Annotated in this window: 22 protein-coding genes; 6 read left to right on the top strand and 16 right to left on the bottom strand. The window is 61.2% G+C overall.

Annotated elements, in window-relative coordinates; translation table 11 throughout:
* Window positions 1-27: 27 nt before the first annotated feature.
* The 6 genes from AC1DY9_RS05525 to AC1DY9_RS05500 all read right to left on the bottom strand — a co-directional run bounded on the left by AC1DY9_RS05525 (window position 28) and on the right by AC1DY9_RS05500 (window position 5,494).
* Complete coding sequence (locus AC1DY9_RS05525; RefSeq protein WP_457280829.1) at window positions 28-1,143, bottom strand: YeeE/YedE family protein; 1,116 nt, start codon at window positions 1,141-1,143, stop codon at window positions 28-30.
* Between the two features lie 66 nt (window positions 1,144-1,209).
* Window positions 1,210-1,965, bottom strand: a complete 756-nt coding sequence (gene ybgF, locus AC1DY9_RS05520; protein WP_457280991.1) for a tol-pal system protein YbgF — start codon at window positions 1,963-1,965, stop codon at window positions 1,210-1,212.
* A gap of 20 nt (window positions 1,966-1,985) precedes the next feature.
* Window positions 1,986-2,519, bottom strand: coding sequence for a peptidoglycan-associated lipoprotein Pal (pal, locus tag AC1DY9_RS05515; RefSeq protein WP_457280828.1), 534 nt, complete (start codon window positions 2,517-2,519; stop codon window positions 1,986-1,988).
* A gap of 62 nt (window positions 2,520-2,581) precedes the next feature.
* On the bottom strand, window positions 2,582-3,871 hold the full coding sequence (tolB, locus tag AC1DY9_RS05510) for a Tol-Pal system beta propeller repeat protein TolB (RefSeq protein WP_477665987.1): 1,290 nt from the start codon (window positions 3,869-3,871) through the stop codon (window positions 2,582-2,584).
* Between the two features lie 13 nt (window positions 3,872-3,884).
* The gene (locus AC1DY9_RS05505; protein ID WP_477665986.1) at window positions 3,885-4,742 is read right to left on the bottom strand and encodes a glycosyltransferase family 2 protein; all 858 of its coding nucleotides are present in this window, start codon (window positions 4,740-4,742) and stop codon (window positions 3,885-3,887) included.
* Window positions 4,739-5,494, bottom strand: coding sequence for a glycosyltransferase family 2 protein (locus tag AC1DY9_RS05500; protein WP_477665985.1), 756 nt, complete (start codon window positions 5,492-5,494; stop codon window positions 4,739-4,741). Before AC1DY9_RS05500 ends, AC1DY9_RS05505 begins: the two co-directional genes overlap by 4 nt.
* Before the next feature lie 108 nt (window positions 5,495-5,602).
* Between AC1DY9_RS05500 and AC1DY9_RS05495 the strand changes: the two genes are divergently transcribed.
* Genes AC1DY9_RS05495 through AC1DY9_RS05485 form a run of 3 tightly spaced genes read left to right on the top strand, consistent with a single transcriptional unit; the run spans window position 5,603 to window position 9,593 of the window.
* Window positions 5,603-6,937 (top strand): O-antigen ligase family protein, encoded by a 1,335-nt coding sequence (locus tag AC1DY9_RS05495; RefSeq protein ID WP_477665984.1) that lies wholly within the window; start codon window positions 5,603-5,605, stop codon window positions 6,935-6,937.
* Window positions 6,934-8,706 (top strand): lipid A export permease/ATP-binding protein MsbA, encoded by a 1,773-nt coding sequence (msbA, locus tag AC1DY9_RS05490; RefSeq protein WP_457280823.1) that lies wholly within the window; start codon window positions 6,934-6,936, stop codon window positions 8,704-8,706. The genes AC1DY9_RS05495 and msbA overlap by 4 nt, the downstream gene beginning before the upstream one ends.
* A 14-nt stretch (window positions 8,707-8,720) precedes the next feature.
* Complete coding sequence (locus AC1DY9_RS05485) at window positions 8,721-9,593, top strand: glycosyltransferase family protein (protein WP_457280822.1); 873 nt, start codon at window positions 8,721-8,723, stop codon at window positions 9,591-9,593.
* A 7-nt stretch (window positions 9,594-9,600) separates the two neighbouring features.
* Here the strand turns inward: AC1DY9_RS05485 and AC1DY9_RS05480 are convergent, their stop codons facing one another.
* The 10 genes from AC1DY9_RS05480 to AC1DY9_RS05435 form a co-directional block, all read right to left on the bottom strand.
* Window positions 9,601-10,782 carry a glycosyltransferase family 4 protein gene (locus AC1DY9_RS05480; protein WP_477665983.1) on the bottom strand — a complete coding sequence of 394 codons (1,182 nt, stop codon included), beginning with the start codon at window positions 10,780-10,782 and terminating at the stop codon, window positions 9,601-9,603.
* Window positions 10,779-11,531, bottom strand: a complete 753-nt coding sequence (locus tag AC1DY9_RS05475; RefSeq protein WP_457306663.1) for a polysaccharide deacetylase family protein — start codon at window positions 11,529-11,531, stop codon at window positions 10,779-10,781. Before AC1DY9_RS05475 ends, AC1DY9_RS05480 begins: the two co-directional genes overlap by 4 nt.
* Window positions 11,532-11,536: 5 nt before the next feature.
* On the bottom strand, window positions 11,537-13,036 hold the full coding sequence (gene rng / locus AC1DY9_RS05470) for a ribonuclease G (protein WP_457280819.1): 1,500 nt from the start codon (window positions 13,034-13,036) through the stop codon (window positions 11,537-11,539).
* Window positions 13,037-13,068: 32 nt separating this feature from the next.
* Complete coding sequence (locus AC1DY9_RS05465) at window positions 13,069-13,671, bottom strand: Maf family protein (RefSeq protein ID WP_457280818.1); 603 nt, start codon at window positions 13,669-13,671, stop codon at window positions 13,069-13,071.
* Window positions 13,672-13,801: 130 nt separating this feature from the next.
* Window positions 13,802-14,269, bottom strand: coding sequence for a 23S rRNA (pseudouridine(1915)-N(3))-methyltransferase RlmH (gene rlmH, locus AC1DY9_RS05460; RefSeq protein ID WP_436154540.1), 468 nt, complete (start codon window positions 14,267-14,269; stop codon window positions 13,802-13,804).
* Complete coding sequence (gene rsfS, locus AC1DY9_RS05455) at window positions 14,266-15,078, bottom strand: ribosome silencing factor (RefSeq protein WP_477665982.1); 813 nt, start codon at window positions 15,076-15,078, stop codon at window positions 14,266-14,268. Before rsfS ends, rlmH begins: the two co-directional genes overlap by 4 nt.
* A gap of 29 nt (window positions 15,079-15,107) precedes the next feature.
* Window positions 15,108-15,737: a nicotinate (nicotinamide) nucleotide adenylyltransferase gene (gene nadD / locus AC1DY9_RS05450; protein WP_457280816.1), complete on the bottom strand. Its 630-nt coding sequence runs from the start codon at window positions 15,735-15,737 to the stop codon at window positions 15,108-15,110.
* Entirely contained in the window at window positions 15,737-16,654 is a 918-nt protein-coding gene (hemF, locus tag AC1DY9_RS05445; protein ID WP_457280815.1) for an oxygen-dependent coproporphyrinogen oxidase, read from the bottom strand. Before hemF ends, nadD begins: the two co-directional genes overlap by 1 nt.
* A gap of 51 nt (window positions 16,655-16,705) precedes the next feature.
* Window positions 16,706-18,007: a phosphoribosylamine--glycine ligase gene (purD, locus tag AC1DY9_RS05440; RefSeq protein WP_457280814.1), complete on the bottom strand. Its 1,302-nt coding sequence runs from the start codon at window positions 18,005-18,007 to the stop codon at window positions 16,706-16,708.
* An 81-nt stretch (window positions 18,008-18,088) separates the two neighbouring features.
* Window positions 18,089-18,814 carry a YebC/PmpR family DNA-binding transcriptional regulator gene (locus AC1DY9_RS05435; protein WP_457280813.1) on the bottom strand — a complete coding sequence of 242 codons (726 nt, stop codon included), beginning with the start codon at window positions 18,812-18,814 and terminating at the stop codon, window positions 18,089-18,091.
* A 75-nt stretch (window positions 18,815-18,889) separates the two neighbouring features.
* Here AC1DY9_RS05435 and AC1DY9_RS05430 point away from each other — a divergent pair, with 75 nt between their 5' ends.
* The 3 genes from AC1DY9_RS05430 to AC1DY9_RS05420 all read left to right on the top strand — a co-directional run bounded on the left by AC1DY9_RS05430 (window position 18,890) and on the right by AC1DY9_RS05420 (window position 23,166).
* Window positions 18,890-20,404 (top strand): helicase HerA-like C-terminal domain-containing protein, encoded by a 1,515-nt coding sequence (locus AC1DY9_RS05430; RefSeq protein ID WP_477665981.1) that lies wholly within the window; start codon window positions 18,890-18,892, stop codon window positions 20,402-20,404.
* A gap of 118 nt (window positions 20,405-20,522) precedes the next feature.
* Entirely contained in the window at window positions 20,523-21,854 is a 1,332-nt protein-coding gene (locus tag AC1DY9_RS05425) for a GTP cyclohydrolase II (protein ID WP_457280811.1), read from the top strand.
* Window positions 21,847-23,166, top strand: a complete 1,320-nt coding sequence (locus tag AC1DY9_RS05420; RefSeq protein WP_457280810.1) for a URC4/urg3 family protein — start codon at window positions 21,847-21,849, stop codon at window positions 23,164-23,166. Before AC1DY9_RS05425 ends, AC1DY9_RS05420 begins: the two co-directional genes overlap by 8 nt.
* The last annotated feature ends 67 nt before the right edge of the window (window positions 23,167-23,233 follow it).

The following is a 23,233-nucleotide window of genomic DNA, read 5'->3' as shown; positions in this document are numbered from 1 at the left end:
GAAATGCGGATCGTTGCCGGGACGTGCTCAGGCAGAACGTTCCAGCCGCCAGATCTGGTACTTCAATCCCGCCACGCAGCCCGCGAGAATGGCCGCCAGCGCCACAAAGCTGGTGGCGCTCAGGGTCGAGATGCCCGACAGGCCCTGCCCTACAGTGCAGCCCATGGCGCAGACGCCGCCCACGCCCATCAACGTTGCGCCCACCAGGTGGTTGGCGGTGTCTTCCGCGTCGCGAAAGCCTTCCCAGCGGAAACTGCGCGACAGCAGGGCATAGACGGCCGAGCCGGCCACCACCCCGAACACAGACACGATGCCCAGGGTGAGCACCTTGCTCTTGTCGCTGAAGAACATCAACCAGTCTACGGTATAGGCCACCGGCGAGACAAAGCTCAGTGCCTCGGCCCGGCCCGAGTTGGTGGCCAGGAAGGCCTCCTGCAGCGTCTCCGGATGCTCGGCCACATAACCGAGATGCCCGCTGACCCACCACATGGCCGCAATGACGCCGCCTATGCCCAAGCCCGCGAGCAGGTTGTCGAAGCGCCGGAACTCTTTGCCGAACAAGGCCCAGACGATGAGGCCCAGTCCGATGAGGATGGCCAGGCCTATGCCGGCGGCAGCGGGCGTTATGCCGATGGCGCCCGCCACCCAGTTCGGCAGGGTCGCATTGACCGCGAACTCAACGGCCACCTTGTCGACCGTGGCCACCCGAACCACGGCGGTGATGCCCTTGAGTGTGGCGAAAGCCGCGATGCCCATCACGGCGAACACCACGACGGATTTGAGGCTGCCTCCTCCGATACGCACCAGCGTCTTGCTCCCGCAGCCCGAGGCCAGCACCATGCCAAAACCGAACATCGTGCCGCCCACCAGCGCAGAGAGCCAGATAAACCGGTTGGAGGCGTACAAGGTCTTGGCGGGGTCAATCACACCGGCAGCGGCCAGGGTGAAAAAACCGATCATGGCGACGCCGATCGCCATTCCCCACATGCGCATACGGGTCCAGTCACCCATGTTCACGATGTCGCTGACGGCGCCCATGGTGCAGAAGTGCGTTCGCTGGGCAATCGCGCCAAAAACCATGGCGAGAATGAAACCGGCCCAGAGAACCTGGGCCGTGAGACTGTTGAGTGCGGAGATGTCCATCGCCCGATTTTAGGGGCGAATGATCTTTGCCCCCGGGCCGGCCGGATAGCCTGCCCGAGGTGCGGCTTACTTCAGCTTGGCCAGCCGTTCCTTGGCGACGGAAGCCGCCTCGGCCTGGGGATAGGTCTTGACCAGGTCCTCCAGCGTCTTGCGGGCCGACTTGGTGTCCTTGAGTTCCACCTGGCAGTTGGCCAGCGAAAGCATGGCCTCCGGCGCACGCATATGATCGGGTTCAGCCGTCACGAGCGAGCGGAAATTGGTCACCGCATCGCGGTAGTTGCGCAGGGCGTACTGCGCATTGCCCAGCCAGAACAGGGACGATGTCCGGTAGCCGGTTTGCGGATAACGCTTCAGGAAGCCCAGGAAGCTCGTCTGCGCTGCTGCGAAGTCGCCCTTGCGAAGCGTAGCCAGTGCGGTTTCAAACTCCTGTTTTTCAGCGGGCTCGGCCACAAATTCCTTGCCGTCCACATTGACTTTGCCGGGTTCGAACTTGCGCAGACGCTCGTCCACGCCTGTCGTCAGGTCTTTCTGGGTGCGCTGCATCTCGGCCACGCTGCGCGTCAGGTTTTCGTTCTGCCCACGCAGGTTGGCGACTTCGCTGCGCAGTGCCTCAATCTGGTTGGACAGGTCGAGTACGCTGCGGCGCAACTGGGCATTGTCTTCCGTGTTTTTCCGCACGTCATCGGCCATGCGCAGCTGCGACGCATCGACCTTTTGCCGCAAATCGAGGATCGCCCGGCGGGCCTCATCGTCTTCAAACAGGCCGGCGTTTGCATTGAACGCCAGCACGCAGGCCGCGGCCACAGCGGCATACCGAAACATGTTCACGGTTCGGGCTCCGTTTAACGGTAGTTGAGTTCAGCGCGGCGATTCTTCGCCATGGATTCCTCATCAGAGCCCGTAGCTGCCGGCTTTTCCTTGCCGAAGCTAACGGCCTCGACTTGCGCATCTGCCACGCCCAGCAAGCCCAGCGCGCGGCGAACTGCCTCGGCGCGCCTTTGGCCCAGAGCCAGGTTGTACTCGCGGCCGCCGCGCTCGTCAGTATGGCCTTCAATAGCCATCTTGCGGCCCTTGTTGGCCGTCAGATATTTGGCATGGGCCTCGATGGCTCCCTGGAACTCGGGCTTGACCACATAGCTGTCGAAGTCAAAGTAGATGACCTTGGTGGTATTGGCCGGCCCTGCCAGCGAGGCATCGGCACCTTCAACCTGTACCGGCGCAACAGCACGGCCGGTCGCGCCTGGTGTACCGCCTTGCTGGGTCGTGCCGGTGCGATCCTCGACCGGCACGTCGTTCAACTTGACGCCAGAGCCGCAAGCTGTCAGCGTGGCCGCCAGGACAAGGGAGGAGATGATTGAAAAAACGGTGCGTTTCATGAGGTACCTCTACAAAAAAAATAGGCCGTATGGAAAACAAAAATAATGCCGGGTGTTGCCGGTCACCGCTGGAAAGGGCCCCAATCGGGCTCCCGGATGTCACCGCTTGCCCCGGACAGTCTTGCCTTGATCTTGCCGTCCAGCGTTGTGGTCATCAGGGCTTCCCTGCCCTGCTGCTGGGTGGCATACACAATCAACCGGCTGTTGGGTGCAAAGCTCGGACTCTCATCGGCCGTGGTTTCGGTGATTGGAGTGACCGTGCCGCTGGCAAGTTCCATAACGTGCAGCTTGAAGGCGCCGCCCACCCGGGAAACATAGGCCAGCCATCGACCGTCGGGGCTGATCGCAGGGGATATGTTGTAGGTCCCGGTAAAGGTGACCCGCTCTGCATTGCCACCATTGGGGCTCATGCGGTAGATTTGCGGCGCGCCGCCGCGGTCGCTCACGAAATAGATGTAGCGTCCGTCGGGCGAGAAGGCAGGCTCGGTGTCTATGCTGGAAGACTGGGTCAGCCGTTTGGGCTCGCCCCCATTGAGGCCGATCGCATAGAGCTGTGAACCGCCGTCGCGGCTCAGTGTCGCCACCAACTGTTTGCCGTCCGGTGACCACGCCGGCGCGCTGTTGGAGCCTCGAAAGTTGGCCAGCAGGCGTCGCTTGCCGGAAGCCACATCGTGCGCGTAGATCACCGGCTTGCGCGACTCAAACGACACATAGGCCAGTTGCGAGCCGTTGGGTGACCATGCGGGCGAAATAATGGGTTCGGGGCTGGTCAAGGCCGACTGCGCGCCCTCACCATCGGAGTCGGCCACCCAGAGGTTATATTTCTGGGCCGCCTTGGTCACGTAAGCGATACGCGTCGAGAAAATGCCTTTTTCGCCAGTGAGTTTTTCATAGACAAAATCGGAAATGCGGTGTGCAGACAGCCGCAAGTCAGCAGGTCCTACCGTGTAACTCTGGCCTCCCAAATCCTGTCCGCGCACGATATCCCAGAGGCGAAGACGAACGTCGAAACGACCGTCTGCCAACGGAGAAATGCTGCCGGTCACCATCGAATCGGCGCCTTTTTGCTTCCAGGCGGCCAGATCCGGGCGGGTATTCTCATCTGCGACGATCCCTGCGGTATCGATCGGCCGAAACATGCCACTACGTTCAAGGTCTGCCCGGACGATGGCACCGATCTTTTGCGGCGCCTGCGCTTCTCCCCGAAACGTGGCGATGGCAATGGGCAGTTGGGTCAGGCCAACTCCGGAAACCTCAACGCGAAATTGCGCCAGAGCCGGCACTGCCGGGAGCGTGGCAGCAACCAGCATTCCAGCAATGGTGCGACGGCGAATAAGGGGTGTGATGCTCATGGTTTTTTTGAGGTCAATGCAAATGCGTTATTTTGATGGGTGTTTGGGGGGCAATCTGGCCCAGCCCTTTCTCCGCCTGCGTGACAGCAGTTTTCATGCGCTGGAGCACCCTGTTTTTATTGATGGATTCCTGGTCGCGCGTGTTCTCTCGGTGCCAAAGATGAAATACTTCCGTACCCATAAAACCATTTTTGCGCCGAATTCCCATATGGCTGAGCCTCAACACCAGGTCGGCATCTTCATGACCCCACCCCTGAAAAGTTTCGTCAAATCCGTTGACGTTAAAAAAATCCCGCCGCCAGACACCCAGATTGCAGCTGCGAATGCCTTGCCACTGAAAACCTTGTTGTACCCTGAATAAACGCCATGGCCAGGACAGGAGGTGCAATAATTTGTTGCTATCACCCTGCAGCCGGGCGCGAATCCAGAACGATACAGGACGGCTGGGTAAATCAATAGCGCCATTGACTACACGTTCTGTAAGACGCGGGCTGATGAGCACCCTGCTTCCATTGACAAAACATCCTGGTTCGGCGAGGCGGGCGTGCTCCGCCACAAAGCGCGGCCCGGGAACGCAGTCTCCGTCGAGAAAAACCAGATAGTCGGCCGTAGCCAGACTGGCTCCGAGGTTGCGAGCCTGCGCAGCGGTAAAGCCCACGTCAGGGTGCCAAACGTGGCGGACGGAGCATTTGAAGTCCGGACATTGCTTATGGAGCATCTCCACTTCATCCGCGCGAGATCCATCATCGGCAATGATGACCTCATGCGCCGACCCGCATTGATTTGCGAGTGACTTCAAAACAACCAGCAATGCATTGGTCCGGTTGTAGGTCAGCACAATAAAGCTGACCTTCACGGTGTGCTCGTTCACTTGCCGGAATTCCGTTGCAGCAACCAAAGCTTCAGGTAGCGGTAATAGGTACCTTCGGCATTTGAAATGGCAAGCACGAGCCCCATGCGCCCGTCCATGAAACCCAAGCGCAAAAAATAGGTTCGAAAGAATGCCCAAAAACCATGGCCGAGCGCTTTGCTGATCGACGATTTTTTACCCTTGCTGCGCAGCACTTGGGCACCGGCACTGGAATAGCGGTTGGCCTTGTCGAGAACCGACTCAAAGTTTGTGAAACTTTCGTGGAGCAGGGAGGAGTTCAACTGCCCCACCGGGTTCGACGTAAGAATTTTTTCATGGACAAGATCATCCGAAAAACGGGCACTCTCGCGCCGAAACAGTCGCGTCACACGATCGGGATACCAGCCGGAATGCCGCATATATTGCCCGCAATAGCTGGAAAGACGAGGGAAAGAATAGACGTCAAACGCCGGCGCCTGAAGCGCTTTGATGATTTCACGCTGAAGCTCGGGGGTAACTCTTTCGTCCGCGTCCAGAGAAAGAACCCATTGGGAACTCGCCAGGGCCAATGCGCGATTTTTCTGGGCACCAAACCCGGGCCAGTCATGATCGATGCTGACGCGAGCTCCCATGGACCGGGCAATGGCCACAGTTCCATCACTGCTGCCTGAATCGAGAACCACGACCTCATCAGCGAAAGCTACCGAGCGTAAACAGGCCTCCATGTTATGGGCCTCATTCTTGGTGATGATGGTGACGGACAAGCTTGCCAACGAATGCCTACTCAGAAGATCACAAGGGGGAATTACCAGTGAAGTTGCGTTGCTTCATCCCCTGACAGCATAGCAGAGGACCCGTACGCTTTCCCCTCGTCGCCAAGTGTGGAATCACCGATAATGCGGGCTGCTCATCAGGTACTCACTGCGACCATTTTGTTAAAAAAGACGCTCAATTTTCGGCTCGCCATTATTTGCATAGCCACGGCCTCTATTGGATTGTCTATGGCAATAATCAGTATTGCCAAGCTTTTGCTGGTGCTTTGCGGGCTCGCTACCCTGCTGGCCATGCGACAAACCGGGCAATACAAGAATCCGCTTGCAGGGTTGCGCGTACCAATCGCCGTGCTGGTCATACTGTTCGCGTTCACGCTTAGCCTGATATGGACCGTTGCGCCACTGACCGATGCATTGAGCTCGGTTGGAAAATATGGCAAGCTGCTTGAGATCATCCTGATCGTATTTCTTGTTCGCGATGCGCGCGAGGCGATGTGTGCGTTTGCCACATTTGTTGCTGCACAGGTATTTTTGCTGGCCGGTTCCTGGATGCTTTTTTTCCATCTACCGGTACCCTGGGCCACTTCCAATATGGCGCTGACAAACTACGCCGTATTCTCCAGCTACCTGGACCAGAGCATCATGAGCGGAGTGTTCGCGGCGGTCTGCTGGCATTTACGCGCCCTCTTCCCCGGGCGCTTTGGCCCACATTTCGCTGTATTGGCAGCGATCCTGGCGCTGTGCAATGTTTTTTTTGTGCTGAGTGGCCGTACCGGGCACGTGGTGGCAATCCTTTTGCTGTCGAGCGCCATCATGTGGGAACTACCCAAGCGCTATCGAATAGTCACTGTACTTCTGCCTTTTATCTTTCTTGTAGCTCTCTCATTTGGTTCATCCAAAATGCACCAGCGAATTGTGGAAGCTCAGGCTGAAATAAAGTCTTTCTCCTTTAAAAAAGGTGCCGATATCGCAACCGGTTACGGCGCAGTATCAAGCTCTTCAGGCATTCGGCTCCATTTTTGGCACAGGGCGGTGCAGTCGATTGGCGACAACCCGGTTCTGGGCGCCGGGGCCGGGAGCTGGGCAAGCGAATACAACCGGCTTGAGCAACGGGAAAAGCAGGATTACAAGCCTGTACAAAACGGAAATCCGCATCAGGAATACCTGCTGTGGGGAGTTCAGCTGGGCATTCCCGGAATTGCTCTACTTTGCGGGTTGATGTTTTCGATCTTCAAAGATACCGCCGGGATGAACAAAGCATGTGCCCGGGCGGTGCAGTCCACTTTGCTGGCACTGGCTGCTTCGTGCTTTTTCAATGCATCCATTTATGACGCGCTGATCGGGGATTTTTTCTGTGTATTGCTCGGTTTGTTGCTGGTTTTAGGGCTTCGCAGCCCGACGCAAGAATCTGCTGGTCGATCTAAAAACGAAGCAATAGCATGAGCAGCAGCACTGAAACAGGCTCCTTGGATTCACCATCAAAGCCGTCCCTGCAGCACAGGATTGCGAGAGTCTGGCCTTATTTCAGCAGCTCACGCGGTGGATGGGCATTGGCCATTGGCGCCACTATCGTGGCTTCGGCAACCGAGCCGTTTGTACCGGCATTACTCAAGCCACTCCTGGACCGGGGATTTCAGCGGGACTCATTCAATCTCTGGCTGGTTCCACTGACGTTGATGCTGCTTTTCACCCTGCGAGGACTCTCCGGGTTTCTGGCGCAGTACGCCCTGGCCAAGGTCACCAACGAGGGCCTCCAGTCGCTGCGCCGGGCGATGTTCGGCAAACTGCTGAGCTCGCGCCTGTCGCTGTTCGCGGACCAGTCCTCCAGCGCCATCGCCAACACCGTTGTCTACGAGGTGTTCAACGGCTCGTCGATGATGATCAATGCGGTCATGAAGCTGGCGCGCGACGTTCTCACGCTGGTGGCCTTGGTGGCTTACTTGCTCTTCCTGAACTGGAAGCTGATGCTGATCGTCTCCTTGCTGTTCCCGGCCGTCGCGCTGGTGATTCAGCTACTGACGCGCCGCCTTTACCGGTTGACCCGTGAAAGCCAGGTGGCCACGGACAACCTGGCCTATGTCGTCGAAGAAAACGTGCTGGCTCACCGCGACGTGCGGCTGCATGGCGCGCAGGCCGGTCAGGCTTCGCGCTTCGAGGCGCTGAGCAACACGCTGCGGCGGCTGTCCATCAAATCCACCGTCGCCTACGCAGGCATGAGCGCCATCACCCAGGTGCTGGCCGCAATGGCGCTATCGGCCGTCATCTCCATCGCCCTGCTCCAGGGCTCGGAAAACACCACCACTGTGGGCGGCTTCGTGGCCTTCGTGACGGCCATGCTGCTGCTGATCGCCCCCATAAAAAGCTTGTCCGACGGCGCCACGCCCATCACGCGAGGGCTGGCAGCGATCGAGCGCGGGCTGGACCTGGTCGACCTCATCGAGGACGAAAGCAGCGGCAGCTTCAGCACGGCCAGGGTCGCCGGCGACATTGAATTTTCAGGCGTCAGCGTTGTCTACAAGCCGGATACGCCGTCGGCGTTGGACGGCATCAGCCTGGCGATACGCGCCGGCGAGACCGTGGCGCTGGTCGGCTCGTCCGGTTCTGGCAAGACCACGCTGGCCAGCCTGCTTCCGCGCTTTGTCGACTACAGCGCCGGCAGCATACTGCTGGACGGCACGGAACTACGGGACTGGGACCTGGCTTCGCTGCGCTCGCAGTTCGCCTTCGTAAGCCAGCACGTCGTCATGTTCAACAACAGCATGGCCTTCAACGTCGCGCTGGGTCAGTCTTTCGACAGGGACAAGGTCATGCGCTGCCTGACCGCCGCCAACCTGGGCCAGCTGCTCGATGAACTGCCGCAGGGTATAGACACCGTGCTCGGCCACAACGCCATGCAGTTGTCCGGCGGCCAGCGCCAGCGGCTGGCGATTGCCCGGGCGCTGTACAAGGATGCGCCCGTGCTCATCCTCGACGAAGCCACCTCGGCACTGGACACGGAGTCGGAAAAAGCCGTGCAGGAAGCCATACAGCGGCTGGCCGCGGGCCGCACCTCGCTGATCATCGCCCACCGGCTGTCCACCATCCAGCATGCCGACCGCATCATCATGATGAACGCCGGCCGCATCGTCGAGCAGGGCAGCCATGCTCAGCTGCTCCAGAACAACGGCGCTTATGCCCACCTTTACCGCCTGGGCTTCCAGGGCGCAGCCTAGAAAGTCATTTTCCGATGCCAGTCTCCATCAGCGGCTTTACCTTTATTCGCAACGGCGTGGGCCTGGGCTTTCCCTTTGAGGCCTCCATCCGCTCCCTGTTGCCCCTGGTCGATGAATTCGTCGTGGCAGTGGGCAAGGGCGAGGACGACACGCTGGAGCGCGTCAAGGCCATAGGCGACCCGAAAATCCGCATCATCGAAACCCTGTGGAACGAGCGCATGGCCGACCGCGGCTTTGTGTATGCCCAGCAGAAAATGATCGCGCAGTATTCGTGCACCGGCGACTGGGCTTTCTACCTTGAAGGCGATGAAGTCGTGCATGAGGGCGAACTGGCCGCCATACGCGCCAGCGTCGAGCGCCACCACAACAACCCGGCCGTCGAGGCGCTGGTCTTCGATTACCTGCATTTTTACGGCTCGCCCGACTGGATCTCCATCAGCCCCGGCTGGTACCGCCGCGAATGCCGTTTGATCCGCAACACCATACGCAGCTATGCACCCGATGGCCAGTACTGGCTGGTGACCACCCGACACAAGCGCGGGCGCAACCCGCAGGCCGCACTGGCCAACGCGCATATCTACCACTACGGCTGGATACGCCGCAACGAGGAAATGCAGAAGAAGCTGGACCAGGTCAGCAAGTACTGGGGCGAAGCCCTGGCGGCGCAGATCACCTACAGCCAGTTCGACCGCCGCGCCCTCGCCCCATTTACCGGCACGCACCCCGAGGCCGTGCGGCAATGGCTGGCCACCGAGGCTGAACCGGTCCTGAACCTCGACCCGGCCTACAAGCCCACGCCCAAGGAAAACAAATACCATTTCATGCGGCAGGTGGAGACACTGACCGGTCTGGACTTCAGCCGCAAGCATTTCAAGCTGGTGGCCTGAGGCGTTTTCAGGAATCCGCGCCCTTCACCGCCATCGCCGAAAAGTACAGCGCCTCCTGCTGCAGTGCGATTTCCCGCCACTGGTAATGCGCGGCAAAGGCCGCCGCGCCCTCTGACAGCGTTTCCCGCAGCGCGGCCTGGCCCAGCAAATCCCCCAGCACCCGCGCCAGTTCGCCCGCATCCCGGGGATCGTCCAGCAGCATCGCATTGGCACCCTGCACCAGCAGCCCGGCGATGCCGCAATACTTCGGCCCGCTGACCACCACCGGCAGGCCGTGGGCCATGGCCTCCAGCACCACCATCGCAAAGGTGTCCTCGAAGGTGGGGTGCACCAGGATATCGGCGGCTTCGTAGGCTGGGCTGACGTCTTTGAGCGCACCCAGGAAGAACACCCGCGCACCGAGTTTGAGCGTCTCGGCCAGCGCGCGGAATTCTGCAATATGGGCCGGGTTGCCCACCACCGCCAGCACAACCTCGGCCGGCAGTTGCATCAGAGCCTGCAGCAAAGCCTCCAGGCCCTTCTTGCGGTAATCGTTGCCCACAAACAGCAGGCAACGGCCCTCTGCCGGCAAGCCCAGCCGAGCCCTCGCCTCGCGTTTTTGATCCGCCGTCACCGGCAAGTTGGGCAGCGTGATGCCCGGGGTCACGACCGAAACGGCCGCGCGGCACGCCGGATAGGCGGCCTCCATGATGGGCCGCAGACTTTCGGAGGTCACCACCACCTGCCGGCCTGGGTGCGGCGTATAGCGCGCGCGCTCCAGTGCCAGGTAAGCCAGCAGACGCGGGCTGGTGACAACCTTGATCCAGCGCAGGAAGCGGCGCAGCCCACCGCGACCCTGGAACAGGCTGTGTTTGACCGGCATCACGTGCACCGTCTGCACCTCGCCGTGCCAGGTGTTTTCATGCGAGTGCACCACGTCGAAGCCGCGGCGCGTCGCCCACCAGGTTGCTGTGGCAAACCACAGCTGGTTGATCCAGCGCGGCTTGCGTATCGGGGCCGATACCTTGTGATAAGTCACGCCGGGCCACTGGTGATCAATTTCCTGCGCGAACACATGCACTTCGTGCCGGGCCGAGAGTTGTTCAACCAGGGCGATGGAATAGCGCTCAGCGCCGCCGCCGGTCGGCGAAAAAGTGCGGTTGAAGACGGCAACGCGCAGTTTCTGGGATGGGGAATCGGGCGGGCTCATTTTTTCCGGCGGTCCTCGTAGGCCGTGGCGATCTTGAGCCAGAACACCGGCAAGGTGGTTGAGCGCAGTACGGGCACCCGCGGCAACTGCAGCAGATCAGCGCCGCTATGGCAGCGACTGCGCTGTGTGGTGGTGGCGGTAGCAAAACCCAGTTCCCGGACCAACTCGACGTGCCTGGCCTCGTAATGGCCGTAGGGATAGCAGAAATGCTCGACCGGCCGGGCTATGACGGCCTCCAGCCCGGTTTTTCCGAGCACCATCTCCTGGCGACAACCAGACTCGTCGGTTTCCAGCAGATTGACGTGCCGGTGCGTATGCGAGCCAATCTCCTGCCCGCCCGCCACCCATTGGCGGATCTCGGCCTCGTCCATCAGCGGTGTCTGCGGAATGCCGATGTTCTCGTCCCAGATATTGGTTTTGCCCAACAACCCGCTGACCGCGTAGCAGGTAGACGAAAAGCCATGCTTCACCAACGCCGGCAGAGCATGCGTGAGGTTGTTCCGGTAGCCGTCGTCAAAAGTGATGCCAATCACCCTGCCGCTGCGCTCGCCCTGCAGGTAAGGTTGCAAGGCGCTCATGGACAGGCCGGTGTAACCGAGTAGTTTGAGCCAGGCCATTTGCCGCGCAAAGGCCGCAGGTGCCACGTACAGGCCGCGAAAAGGGCTGCCCTTTGGCGGCGCCTCGGCGATCTGGTGATAGACCAGGATGGGAATGGGCTGGCGGTTCTGGCTGAACATTGAAAGGGGCATGAAGGTCACAGCAGCACGATGTCGTATTGTTCCTGAGCCATCGCCGCTTCCGCCTGCAGGGAAATGGGTTTACCGATGAAGTCGCTCAGGCTGGCCAGGTGCTGGCTCTCTTCATCGAGGAAAAGTTCGATCACCTTGGGTGAAGCCACCACCCTGAATTCGCGCGGGTTGAACTGCCGCGCTTCGCGCAGGATTTCGCGCAGGATGTCGTAGGTCACGCTCCGCGCCGTTTTAACCACGCCTTTGCCCATGCAGGCTGCGCAGGGCTCGCAAAGCTGGTGGGCCAGGGATTCGCGGGTGCGCTTGCGTGTCATCTCCAGCAGGCCCAGTGCGGAAAACCCGTTGACACTGGTCTTGATGCGGTCTCGTGAGAGCTGCTTCTGAAATTCGCTCAGCACCGCATCGCGGTGGTTTTCCTTGACCATGTCAATGAAATCGACAATCACAATGCCGCCAAGGTTGCGCAGGCGCAGCTGCCGGGCAATCGCCTGCGATGCCTCCAGGTTCGTTTTGAAAATCGTGTCGTCGAAGTTGCGGGCACCGACAAATCCACCGGTATTGACATCGACGGTTGTCAGCGCTTCCGTTTGGTCGATGATCAGGTAACCGCCTGATTTGAGATCGACCCGCCGGCCCAGTGCTTTGGCAATTTCCTCGTCAATGTTGAACAAGTCAAAAATAGGACGTTCGCCACCGTAGTGCTGCAGCTTCGGCTCGGTTGCCGGCATGAACTCCACAGCAAATGCCTTCAGCTTTTCAAACTGCTCACGTGAATCAATGCGGATGGTCTGCGTTTCCTCTACCACCAGGTCGCGCAGCACGCGTTGCAGCAGATTAAGGTCCTGGTGCAGCACGGAAGCGGGGGGTAAACGCACAGACGCATCCTTGATCCGTCCCCAGGTCTTGCGCAGGTAGGTGATGTCCTCTGCCAGTTCAGCGTCTGTCGCATCCTCGCCGTTGGTTCTCAGTATGAATCCGCCACCCATGTCCGCAGTCAGGGCCTGAACCCGTTGACGAAGCTCTTCGCGTTGCCTGGGTGGTATTTTTTGCGACACACCGATATGGTTGTCCTGCGGCAAAAACACCAGCAACCGGCCGGCAATGCTGATTTGCGCGGTCAGCCGCGCGCCCTTGGTGCCTATCGGGTCTTTGAGGACCTGCACCATGACGGCCTGCCCTTCGAACAGCTGCTTTTCAATCGGCTGTAACGACGCCATGGCCGGTGACGTCAAGCCGCCAGCCGCCTGGGCATCCGTGTCGGCATGGCGGCTGTTGATGCTGCTCATGAGATCGGCCACGTGCAGAAAGGCTGCTCGGTCCAGTCCGATGTCGATAAAGGCCGACTGCATGCCGGGCAGCACGCGGGCGACCTTGCCCAGGTACACATTGCCGACCAGGCCGCGTTCCAGGGTGCGTTCAACGTGAAGCTCCTGCACTGCGCCGTGTTCGACCACCGCCACCCGGGTTTCCTGGGGAGACCAGTTGATCAGGATGTCTTGTTGCATGTCTTTTGGGAGATTGAGTTGGCTTGGGGGCGCTAGAGGCGGATACCCGCGGCCTGCAGCAGCTGGGCGGTTTCCCTCAGCGGGAGCCCCATGATGCCACTGTAGGAGCCATCGATGCGGCTGATGTGCATCGCCACCCTGCCCTGCACGGCATATGCGCCGGCCTTGCCCATAGGCTCGCCACTGGCCACATAGCTGCGGATCTGCGCGGTCGTCAGCGCGTCAAAACTGACACGCGAAATGCTCAGCGCCTCGAAACGACGGCGCCCGGACTGCACCGCCACGGCGGTCAGCACCCTGTGCGTACCGTCCGAAAGCTCGCGCAGCATGCGGGCCGCGTCTTTCGCGTCCTCCGGCTTGCCGTAAATCACCCGCCCCATGGCCACCGTAGTGTCCGAACAAAGGATGGGCGCCGGCGGCAGTTTGCGCCGCTTCATGCGGGTGACCGCGGCATCCAGCTTCAGGCCAGTGACGCGCTGGACGTAGGTGGCAGGCGCTTCATTCTTGAACACCGCCTCCAGCGATTCGGCGTCCTCATCGGCGTCCGGCAGCAGCAGTTCGTGACGCACGCCGAGTTGCTCCAGCAGTTGTCGCCGCCGTGGGCTTTGCGAGGCCAGGTAGATAAATTCAGGCATACAGCAGGTTATTCAGGTATTTGGATATTCAAACCAGCAGGAGCCGCGGAACTGGCTTTGCCGGGCCGCAGGCGCAGCGGCCCCCTCGGGGGCAGGAAGCTACACGAAGGGAGCGACCGTGGGGGCTTCATCACTCTCTGTGGTAAGGATGGTTGATCGTGATGCTCCAGGCGCGGTAAAGCTGCTCAATCAGCAGCACACGCACCATGGCATGCGGCAAGGTCAGGTCCGAGAGGCGCAGGCGCTCGTGCGCGGCCTGCTTGAAGCCGGCGTCCAGCCCGTCAGGCCCGCCGATCACGATGGCGACGTCGTCACCGGAGAGTTGCCAGGCTTTGAGTCGTTCAGCCAGTGCCACGGTAGTGACGGCCGTGCCGCGTTCATCGAGCGCCACGACGCGGGTGCCGCGGGCGATGCTCGCCTCTATGCGCCCGCGCTCGGCCGACAGCAGGTTTTCCAGGGTCTTGGAGGCGCGAGGCTCGGTCTTGACGGCTTTGAGCTCGACTTTCAGCTCTGGCGGGAAGCGCTTGGCGTAGTCGTCATAGGCCGTTTGCGCCCAGTCGGGCACTTTCTGGCCGACCGCTACGATCGTGAGCCTCATTTGCTCCGGGACGGAGTTTTCCTGGCGGCGGGTTTGCGGGCTGCTGTTTTAGCGGCGGTTTTGGCCGCAGTTTTCTTCGCCGCCACCTTTTTGGCTACGGGCACTTTGACAATTGGTGTCTTAACCGCAGGTTTTGCCGATGACCTGGCAGGAGCCGCTTTGGCGCCTGCCCGGGCCGGCTTGGCGGCTGGTTCGGTCGCAGGCGTGGCGGCATTGCGCTTGGCGGTCCAGTCGTTGGTCTTGCCGACCCGGCCCACATAGCTTGAATCGGGGGCCGTCGGCGCCTTTGCAGGTGCTTTGGCCGCCGACTTCGCGGTGGTCTTTGCGCCTGGTTTCGCGGAAGTTTTCGCGCCAGCGCGGGAAGTCTTGGGTTTGGCCTCCAGCTCGGCCTCGGATTTGGACGCCTTCACCAGTGGCGCGGGCGCGCCCAGCTTGAGTTTGATGGGCTTGTCGCCCCAGAGTTCTTCCAGATGGTAGTACTGGCGAATGGTCGGCTGCATGATGTGCGCCACAGCGGCGCCGCAATCAACAATGATCCATTCACCGTTGTCTTCGCCTTCAATGCGCGGCTTGGCAAAACCGGCGTCCCGCACGGCATCCCGCACGCTGGCGGCCAATGCCTTGGTCTGGCGGTTGGAGCTGCCGGAGGCGATGATCACGCGCTCGAACAATGACGTGATGTGCTCCGTGTCAAACACCTGGATGTCCTGCGCCTTGACGTCTTCCAGACCGTCAATGATGGCACGCTGCAGTTTCTGCACGTCCTTTTTGTCGGCGGCGGCGGAGGTTTTGACGGTGGTGGATGTCATGCAGTGTTTTGCTTCGATAAAGTGGGAAATTAATGGGAACCGTACAGCTGGTGAAGTGAAATATAACGCGCAACGGCTTCAGGGACCAACTGGGTAATTCCCCCTGTCACCGCGGCTCCGGAGGCCATTAACTGGCGAATCTGGGTGGCGCTGACAGGCATCAGGGGAAGATTGAGCAGGACAAAACGGTTGCTGCGGCTTTCGTAGGACTCAAATTGAGCTCCAGCCAGCGTGGATTGTGCGCGATCAGCTATACAAATTATAGCGAGGTCAAGAATGTCCTGCCACCGGTGCCATTGCCTGAAGACGGCAAACTGGTCTGCGCCAATGAACAGGTAAAGCTGGGCGCCCGGATTCTCCTCCTGGAGCGCCAAAAGCGTGTCAATGGTGAAAGTCGGCCCGGTGCGTTGCACCTCGCGCTCATCCACCCGAACGCCGGAAATATCGCCAAAAGCCAGCCTGGCCATGGCCAGCCGGTGAGCCGGCGCGCTCAAGGCGCGGGATTTGTGCCAGGCGTGGCCGGTCGGAACGACATACAAGGTATCAAGGCCAAACTGCCTGATCGCCTCTTGAACCAGTGCAACGTGTGCGCTGTGCGGCGGATCAAACGCACCACCAAACATGCCGATGCGCTTTTGCGCAGGTGACGGCGTTGCCATCAAACCCAGTCCCGTCTCGGCAAAAACTCCGTATACAGGCGCTCTTCAGGGCTGCCAGTCTCTACGCCCCGCTGATAAGACCAGCTCGCCAGCGGCGGCATGGACATCAGGATCGACTCCGTGCGCCCCCCGGATTGCAAACCAAAGTGCGTGCCGCGGTCCCACACAAGGTTGAACTCCACATATCGGCCGCGCCGGTAAAGCTGGAATTCGCGCTCCCGCTCACCATATGGCGTGTCCTTGCGCCGCTCAACAATTGGCAAATAGGCCTGCAAGAAAGAGTCAGCCACACTTTGCATCAGGGCAAAACTCCGGTCCGGCCCCAGCTCCTGGAAGTCGTCAAAGAAAACGCCGCCAATTCCACGCTGCTCCTGCCGGTGCTTCAGGTGAAAGTACTCATCACACCATTGTTTGAACCGGGGGTACTTGTCGTCGCCAAACGGTGCCAGCGCGTCCTTGCAGGTCTGGTGGAAATGCACCGCGTCCTCTTCAAACCCGTAATAAGGCGTCAGGTCCATGCCTCCACCAAACCAGCAGACGGCCTCGCCCGAGCCTGCCACCGGGGTCGCGGCCAGCATGCGCACATTCATATGGACTGTCGGCACGTAGGGATTACGCGGGTGAAACACCAGCGAAACCCCCAGGGCCTCAAACGGTGCGCCTGTCAATTCCGGACGGTGCTGCGTCGCCGAAGGCGGCAGCTTGGGGCCCCGCACATGCGAGAACCCGCAGCCGGCACGCTCAAACACCTGGCCCTGCTCCAGGATCATGGTGATGCCATTGCCCTGCAGCGTCTCGCCGGGCGCTTTCTGCCAATGGTCCGCCGTGAAGGACTGGCCGTCGATCCCGGAAACCGCGCCGGTGATGCGCTGCTGCAGCGCCAACAGAAAGTCTCGAACGCTTGAAATATCGGTCATGCTGCAGTGTTACCCGAAGGGCGGAGGGAAAAACCAGCGCTCATTTGGCGATCAAGACTTGACCGCGCGCCAGCCGATGTCTTTGCGGTACTGCGCACCATCAAATCCAATGTCCTGGGCAACTTCGTAGGCACGTTGCTGCGCGGCCTTCACCGTGCTGCCGAGTGCCGTCACGCACAGGACCCGGCCGCCAGCCGTTACCGTCGAATCGCCCTGTTTTCGTGTTCCGGCATGAAACACCATCGCGTCTTCGGCCGCATCGGCGCCTTTTTGCAGCCCATGAATCACGTCGCCCTTGCGCGGGCTCAGTGGATAACCGTGCGCAGCCATCACCACCCCCAGGGCTGGCCGGCGGTCCCAGTCCAGCTCGATCTGGTCCAGCGCACCCGAGGTGGCGGCCATCATCACCTCATACAGGTCGGTTTTGAGGCGCATCATGATCGGCTGCGTCTCCGGGTCGCCCATGCGGCAGTTGAATTCCAGTGTTTTCGGTTTGCCTTCCGCATCAATCATCAGGCCGGCATACAAAAAGCCGGTGAACGGAATGCCGTCTTTTTCCATGCCCTTGATGGTCGGCAGGATGATCTCGCGCATGGCGCGGCCGTGCACTTCGGGGGTAACGACCGGGGCCGGTGAATAGGCTCCCATTCCGCCGGTATTCGGGCCTTCATCGCCGTCCAGCAGGCGCTTGTGGTCCTGGCTGGTCGCCATGGCGGCCACATTCTTGCCGTCGCACATCACGATGAAACTGGCTTCTTCACCCTGCAAAAATTCTTCAATCACCACCCGAGCGCCACCCTCGTTGTGTGCCACGCCAAGCGGGTTGAAGTCGGGATTTGGCGCCAGCATGAATTCGATGGCCTCGTGCGCCTCGTGCAGCGTCATGGCCACCACCACGCCCTTGCCGGCCGCCAGGCCGTCGGCCTTGACGACTATCGGGGCGCCTTTTTCGTCCACGTAGGCGTGGGCCGCCGCAGCGTCGGTGAAGGTTTCATATTCAGCCGTCGGAATACCGTGGCGCTTCATAAAGGCCTTGGAGAACGCCTTGGAGCTTTCCAGCTGCGCCGCCGCCTTGGTCGGGCCGAAGACCCGCAAGCCGTGCGCACGGAACTCGTCAACGATACCGGCCGCAAGCGGCTGCTCGGGGCCCACCACTGTCAGCGCGATCTTTTCGGTCAGCGCCCATTCGCGCAGCGCCTTCACGTCGGTGATGTCAATATTTTCAAGGCGCGCATCCAGCGCAGTGCCGCCATTGCCTGGGGCGACATACACCGCCTGAACCTTGGGAGACTGCGCCAGTTTCCAGGCCAGGGCGTGCTCACGGCCACCGCCGCCCACCACTAAAACTTTCATGCTGCTGCTTTCATTGTGTGCCTGGCTTTGCTTTTGCTGTTGTGGTGTTGTTGCTTCATTGTGGCTGCGTGTTTGGTTTTCTTATTCAGACAACTCGGCGTTATGGAACACATCCTGGGTATCGTCCAGGTCTTCCAGCACGTCCAGCAGTTTTTGCATCTTGCGGGCATCCTCGCCGGCAAGTTCTATGGTGTTGTCGGCGCGCATGGTGACTTCGGCAATCTCGGGCTTGAGGCCGGCGGCTTCCAGCGCGTTCCTCACGGCTTCAAAGCCCGTGTAAGGCGTCAACACCTCAATGGCACCGTCTTCATGCGTGATGACGTCGTCGGCGCCGGACTCCAGCGCGACTTCCATGATCTTGTCTTCGCTGGTGCCGGGCGCAAAAATCAGCTGGCCGCAGTGCTTGAACTGGAAAGCCACCGAGCCTTCGGTGCCCATGTTGCCGCCATGTTTGGAAAAAGCGTGCCGCACTTCAGCCACGGTACGCACCTTGTTATCGGTCATGCAGTCCACGATGATGGCCGCGCCGCCGATGCCGTAGCCTTCGTAGCGGACTTCCTCGTAATGCACGCCTTCCAGGCTGCCCGTGGCCTTGGCAATGCCGTATTTGACGTTCTCATTGGGCATGTTGGCCGCCTTGGCCTTGTCCACTGCCAGACGCAGACGCGGATTCGTGCCCAGGTCGCCGCCGCCCATGCGGGCCGCCACCATGATTTCACGCATCACACGGGTCCAGATGCGCTGGCGCTTTTCATCCTGGCGCCCCTTGCGGTGTTGAATATTCGCCCATTTACTGTGACCGGCCACGAAGAATCCCTTTTCAGACTGATTAATTGATTTAATCTACAACCCGCATTTTACTTTTTCACTCCAGGACACCCCATGGCCGAGCCGTTACTGATTGCCAAGCACGATTCCATCCACTGCGAGATCCTTCCCGCGCTGGCCAACCGCCATGGGCTGATCACCGGCGCCACGGGTACCGGCAAGACCGTCACGCTGCAAACACTGGCCGAAAACTTCTCGAAAATCGGTGTCCCGGTCTTCATGGCCGACGTCAAAGGGGACTTGACCGGCATCAGCCAGGCCGGCACCATCGGCGACAAAATGGCCGGCATCCTCAAGGAACGCGGCATCGACCTTCCCGAATCGCTGGCCTGCCCCGCCACGCTGTGGGACGTCTTCGGCGAACAGGGTCACCCCGTGCGCGCTACCATTTCCGACATGGGCCCGCTGCTGCTGGGCCGCATGCTCAACCTCAACGAAACCCAGGCCGGCGTGCTCAACCTGGTGTTCAAGATTGCCGACGACAACGGCATGCTGCTGCTCGACCTCAAAGACCTGCGCGCCATGCTGCAGTACGTCGGCGACAACGCCAGCGAGTTCACCACCAAGTACGGCAACGTCAGCGCCGCCAGTGTGGGCGCCATCCAGCGCGGGCTGCTGCAGGTCGAAAGCCAGGGCGGCGACAAGTTCTTCGGCGAGCCCATGCTCAACATCAGCGACTTCATGCAAACCGTTGATGGCAAAGGGGTGATCAACATACTGGCCGCCGACAAGCTCATGAACTCGCCGCGCCTCTACGCCACCTTCCTGCTGTGGATGCTGTCCGAGCTGTTCGAACAACTGCCTGAAATTGGCGACCCGGACCAGCCCAAGCTCGTCTTCTTCTTTGACGAAGCCCACCTGCTCTTCAACGAAGCGCCCAAGGTGCTGGTCGAGCGCATCGAGCTGGTGGTGCGCCTGGTGCGCTCCAAGGGCGTCGGCGTGTATTTTGTGACGCAAAACCCATTGGACATTCCCGATTCGGTGCTGGCCCAGCTTGGTAACCGGGTGCAGCACGCCCTGCGCGCCTTCACTCCGCGCGACCAGAAAGCCGTCAAGGCCACCGCCCAGACCATGCGGCAAAAGCCCGGCCTCGACATCGAAACCGCGATCACCGAACTGGCCGTTGGCGAGGCCCTGGTGAGCTTTCTCGACAGCAAGGGCCGTCCCAGCGTGACGGAACGCGTTTACGTGCTGCCGCCCGGCAGCCAGATCGGTCCCATCACACCGCCACAACGCCAGCTGCTGCTGCAAAACTCACTGGTGGCCGGTGCCTACGAAAAGACCGTAGACCGCGAATCGGCCTACGAAGCCATCAAAGGCCGCGCGGAAGTCGCGGCCACGGAAGCGGCCAAAGCTCCCCAGGGCGGCGCGGCCGGCCAAACCGATTCGGGCGGCATCATGGGCGGGCTCAACGACGTCCTGTTCGGCACCACGGGCCCGCGCGGCGGCAAACACGACGGCCTGGCGCAAAGCATGGCCAAGTCCGCCGTGCGTACCATGGGCTCGGCCGTGGGCCGGGAAATCATCCGCGGCGTCCTCGGCAGCATCTTCGGCGGCAAAAAACGCTGAGCCTGCGCACAGACCCGGTGCGTTCGGCCGGGCCTGTCGCAAATTAACGACCCGGCAAAACTGCCGGGCTTGTCAATCCCGGCACGCATCGCTACATTGGATTTTTTAAGGATCCGCAATGCCTGCTGAAGTTGCCGCCAAATCACCCGATCCAAGGCCGGCCTCCCCCTCGCCTGTTTCTGCGCCTGCCTCCTCCACAGCTCCAGCCAGCCCTGCGGTCTCCCACATCCGATTGACCTCTCACGCAGGAGGTTATGGCGCCTTGCCCATCCGCTGGGCCGCCGCCACTGCCACCGAACGCGGCCCGGTGGTGGGCACCACCACCAAACGCAGCCACCGCAACGTCATCGGCACGCATAGCGGCTCGTACAGCGTCTACCGCGCGCTCGCCGTTGCTTCCGGCGCGCTCAAGGCCAGCCACAAGGCCGACCTCACCAACACCTCGCCGACCGACGTGATCGGCCCCTACCCGCAATGGAGCGAGCCTGGCCGTATCGTCGCCATGGACCCATGGGGCGCGATGGTGGCCGACGTTTTTTCCAGTGAGCTGGCAGCGGGTTACGACATCCGGCCAACCATCGCCGTAACCCAGGCCCACGTGATCCTGCCCGAGGTGATCGAAGCCCTGCAGTCCGGCAGGCTCAAGGCCGACGGCAAGTTTTTGACAGCCGGCGGCGCGGCCATGGTGACCAAGGTCGCCGTTGAACCGGTCTGGTACCTGCCCGAAATTGCCCGGCGCTTTGGCTGCAGCGAAACCGATTTGCGCCGCGTGCTGTTTGAAGAAACCGGCGGCATGTACCCCGAGCTCGTCACCCGCAGCGACCTGGAAGTCTTCCTGCCGCCCATCGGCGGCCTCACGGCCTACATCTTTGGCCGCCCGCGCGACCTCGCCAACCCCGACATCGAGCTCACAGCCCGCGTGCATGACGAATGCAACGGCTCCGACGTCTTCGGCTCAGACATCTGCACCTGCCGCCCCTACCTCACACACGCCATTGAAGAGTGCATCCAGGGTGCCCAGCGCGGCGGCGTGGGCCTTGTGTCCTATTTCCGCAAGGAGGGCCGGGCGCTCGGCGAAGTCACCAAATTCCTGGTCTACAACGCCCGCAAGCGCCAGGTGGGCGGCGACACCGCCGACCAGTACTTCAACCGCACGGAATGCGTGGCCGGCGTACAGGACATGCGCTTCCAGGAACTCATGCCAGACGTGCTCAACTGGCTGGGCATCCGCAAGATCCACCGGCTCGTTTCCATGAGCAACATGAAGTACGACGCCATCACCCGCTCGGGCATCGAGGTAGTTCAGCGCATCAATATTCCCGAGCACATGATCCCGGCCGACGCCCAGGTCGAAATGGACGCCAAGATGGCCGCAGGCTATTTCACCCCCGGCGCGGTGCCCGACGCCGAAGAACTGAAAAAAGCCAAGGGCCGGGGGCTGGATGTCTGAAACCACACCCGCTCCTGACAGTCCCAGCAACCCCGCCAACGCCACCTATACCATCGCCGGAAACCTGCGCGGGATCAGCGCCGCCGCAGAATTGCGTTCCACCAGAACCATACGCGCCCGCGCCTCTGCCCTGCTTGAGCGCGCACGCCGCGGCGAATCCGCCTGGTTTACCGTCAACGACGGCGCCATGACCACCGCCGCTGCGCTGGTTGCTGAAATCACCCGCGCCCGCTACCCGGACCTGGACATTCCGTACCACAGCCGCTGGCGACATTTTGAAGCTGGCGGCATTGACCGCCTGGGTTTACTCAATGCAGCACTGGCATCCGCCACGCCTGCCGGGCGCGCCCGCGCGCAGATTGACCTCGCGCTCATCAGCGTGCTGCTGGACGCCGGTGCCGGCGCCCAGTGGCACTACCTCGAAGCCGCCCAGGGAGAGCATCCCTGCAGCGAATACAGCCGTTCCGAAGGCCTGGGGGTGGCAAGTTTTCACGCCTTCATGGCTGGGCTCTTTTCCAGCGATCCACAGCAACCGCTGCAGGCCGATGCCCTCAAGCTCAAAACCATTACCGCAGACCAGCTTGCCCTGGCTTTTCAGGTCACGCCCGAAAACCCGCTGATCGGCCTCGAAGGCCGCGCCGCGCTGCTGCGGCGCCTCGGCCAGGCACTTCAGGACCAGCCTGCGCTCTTTGGCCAGCGCGGCCGTCCCGGCCATTTGTTTGAAGCGCTGGCGCAACCCGGGCAAAGTGCTATCGAGGCGCACGAGCTGCTGTCGGTGCTGCTCACCAGCCTCTCGTCTATTTGGCCAGCCCAAAATGTCATGGGCAACATTCCCCTGGGCGACTGCTGGCAGCACAGCGCGGCAGGCGACGATGAATCCGAAAAAGCTGGGCCCAGCCATGGCTGGATGCCTTTCCACAAGCTGTCGCAGTGGCTCACCTATTCACTGCTGGAGCCTTTCGAGTGGGCCGGTGTGCAGGTCAAAGGGCTAGACGCGCTGACCGGCCTGCCCGAATACCGCAACGGCGGCCTGTTCCTCGACGCCGGTGTGCTGGTGCTGAAAGACCCGGCCCAGGCTGGGCGCCTGCATGCCGCCGGCGACGAACTCATCGTGGAGTGGCGCGCGCTTACCGTGGCCCTTCTCGACGAGCTCGCGCCACTGGTGCGTGAGCAGCTGGGATTGACCGCCGAGCAGATGCCGCTGGCCTGCGTGCTCGAAGGCGGCACCTGGGCCGCAGGGCGTGCACTGGCACAGCAATTGCATCAAGGTTTGCCGCCCCTGAACATCGAAAGCGACGGCACCGTATTCTGAACATCGATCCCGAAAGATGCGCGGACCCGACGGGCACAGGCACAGGTAAAAGCAGAATAAAAATAAC

Source organism: Polaromonas sp. P1_F6 (assembly GCF_056405695.1).
The sequence above is the reverse complement of the archived record's forward strand: the minus strand, read 5'-3'. Positions and strand labels throughout refer to the sequence as shown.

Coding starts and splice junctions, on each gene's coding strand:
- AC1DY9_RS05425 (WP_457280811.1), top strand. CDS start 20,523: ATGCCTGCTGAAGTTGCCGCCAAATCACCCGATCCAAGGCCGGCCTCC.
- rlmH (WP_436154540.1), bottom strand. CDS start 14,269: ATGAGGCTCACGATCGTAGCGGTCGGCCAGAAAGTGCCCGACTGGGCG.
- AC1DY9_RS05480 (WP_477665983.1), bottom strand. CDS start 10,782: ATGAGCCCGCCCGATTCCCCATCCCAGAAACTGCGCGTTGCCGTCTTC.
- AC1DY9_RS05525 (WP_457280829.1), bottom strand. CDS start 1,143: ATGGACATCTCCGCACTCAACAGTCTCACGGCCCAGGTTCTCTGGGCC.
- AC1DY9_RS05420 (WP_457280810.1), top strand. CDS start 21,847: ATGTCTGAAACCACACCCGCTCCTGACAGTCCCAGCAACCCCGCCAAC.
- AC1DY9_RS05465 (WP_457280818.1), bottom strand. CDS start 13,671: ATGCCTGAATTTATCTACCTGGCCTCGCAAAGCCCACGGCGGCGACAA.
- AC1DY9_RS05430 (WP_477665981.1), top strand. CDS start 18,890: ATGGCCGAGCCGTTACTGATTGCCAAGCACGATTCCATCCACTGCGAG.
- pal (WP_457280828.1), bottom strand. CDS start 2,519: ATGAAACGCACCGTTTTTTCAATCATCTCCTCCCTTGTCCTGGCGGCC.
- tolB (WP_477665987.1), bottom strand. CDS start 3,871: ATGAGCATCACACCCCTTATTCGCCGTCGCACCATTGCTGGAATGCTG.
- AC1DY9_RS05475 (WP_457306663.1), bottom strand. CDS start 11,531: ATGCCCCTTTCAATGTTCAGCCAGAACCGCCAGCCCATTCCCATCCTG.
- msbA (WP_457280823.1), top strand. CDS start 6,934: ATGAGCAGCAGCACTGAAACAGGCTCCTTGGATTCACCATCAAAGCCG.
- ybgF (WP_457280991.1), bottom strand. CDS start 1,965: ATGTTTCGGTATGCCGCTGTGGCCGCGGCCTGCGTGCTGGCGTTCAAT.
- rsfS (WP_477665982.1), bottom strand. CDS start 15,078: ATGACATCCACCACCGTCAAAACCTCCGCCGCCGCCGACAAAAAGGAC.
- rng (WP_457280819.1), bottom strand. CDS start 13,036: ATGCAACAAGACATCCTGATCAACTGGTCTCCCCAGGAAACCCGGGTG.
- nadD (WP_457280816.1), bottom strand. CDS start 15,737: ATGGCAACGCCGTCACCTGCGCAAAAGCGCATCGGCATGTTTGGTGGT.
- AC1DY9_RS05485 (WP_457280822.1), top strand. CDS start 8,721: ATGCCAGTCTCCATCAGCGGCTTTACCTTTATTCGCAACGGCGTGGGC.
- hemF (WP_457280815.1), bottom strand. CDS start 16,654: ATGACCGATATTTCAAGCGTTCGAGACTTTCTGTTGGCGCTGCAGCAG.
- purD (WP_457280814.1), bottom strand. CDS start 18,007: ATGAAAGTTTTAGTGGTGGGCGGCGGTGGCCGTGAGCACGCCCTGGCC.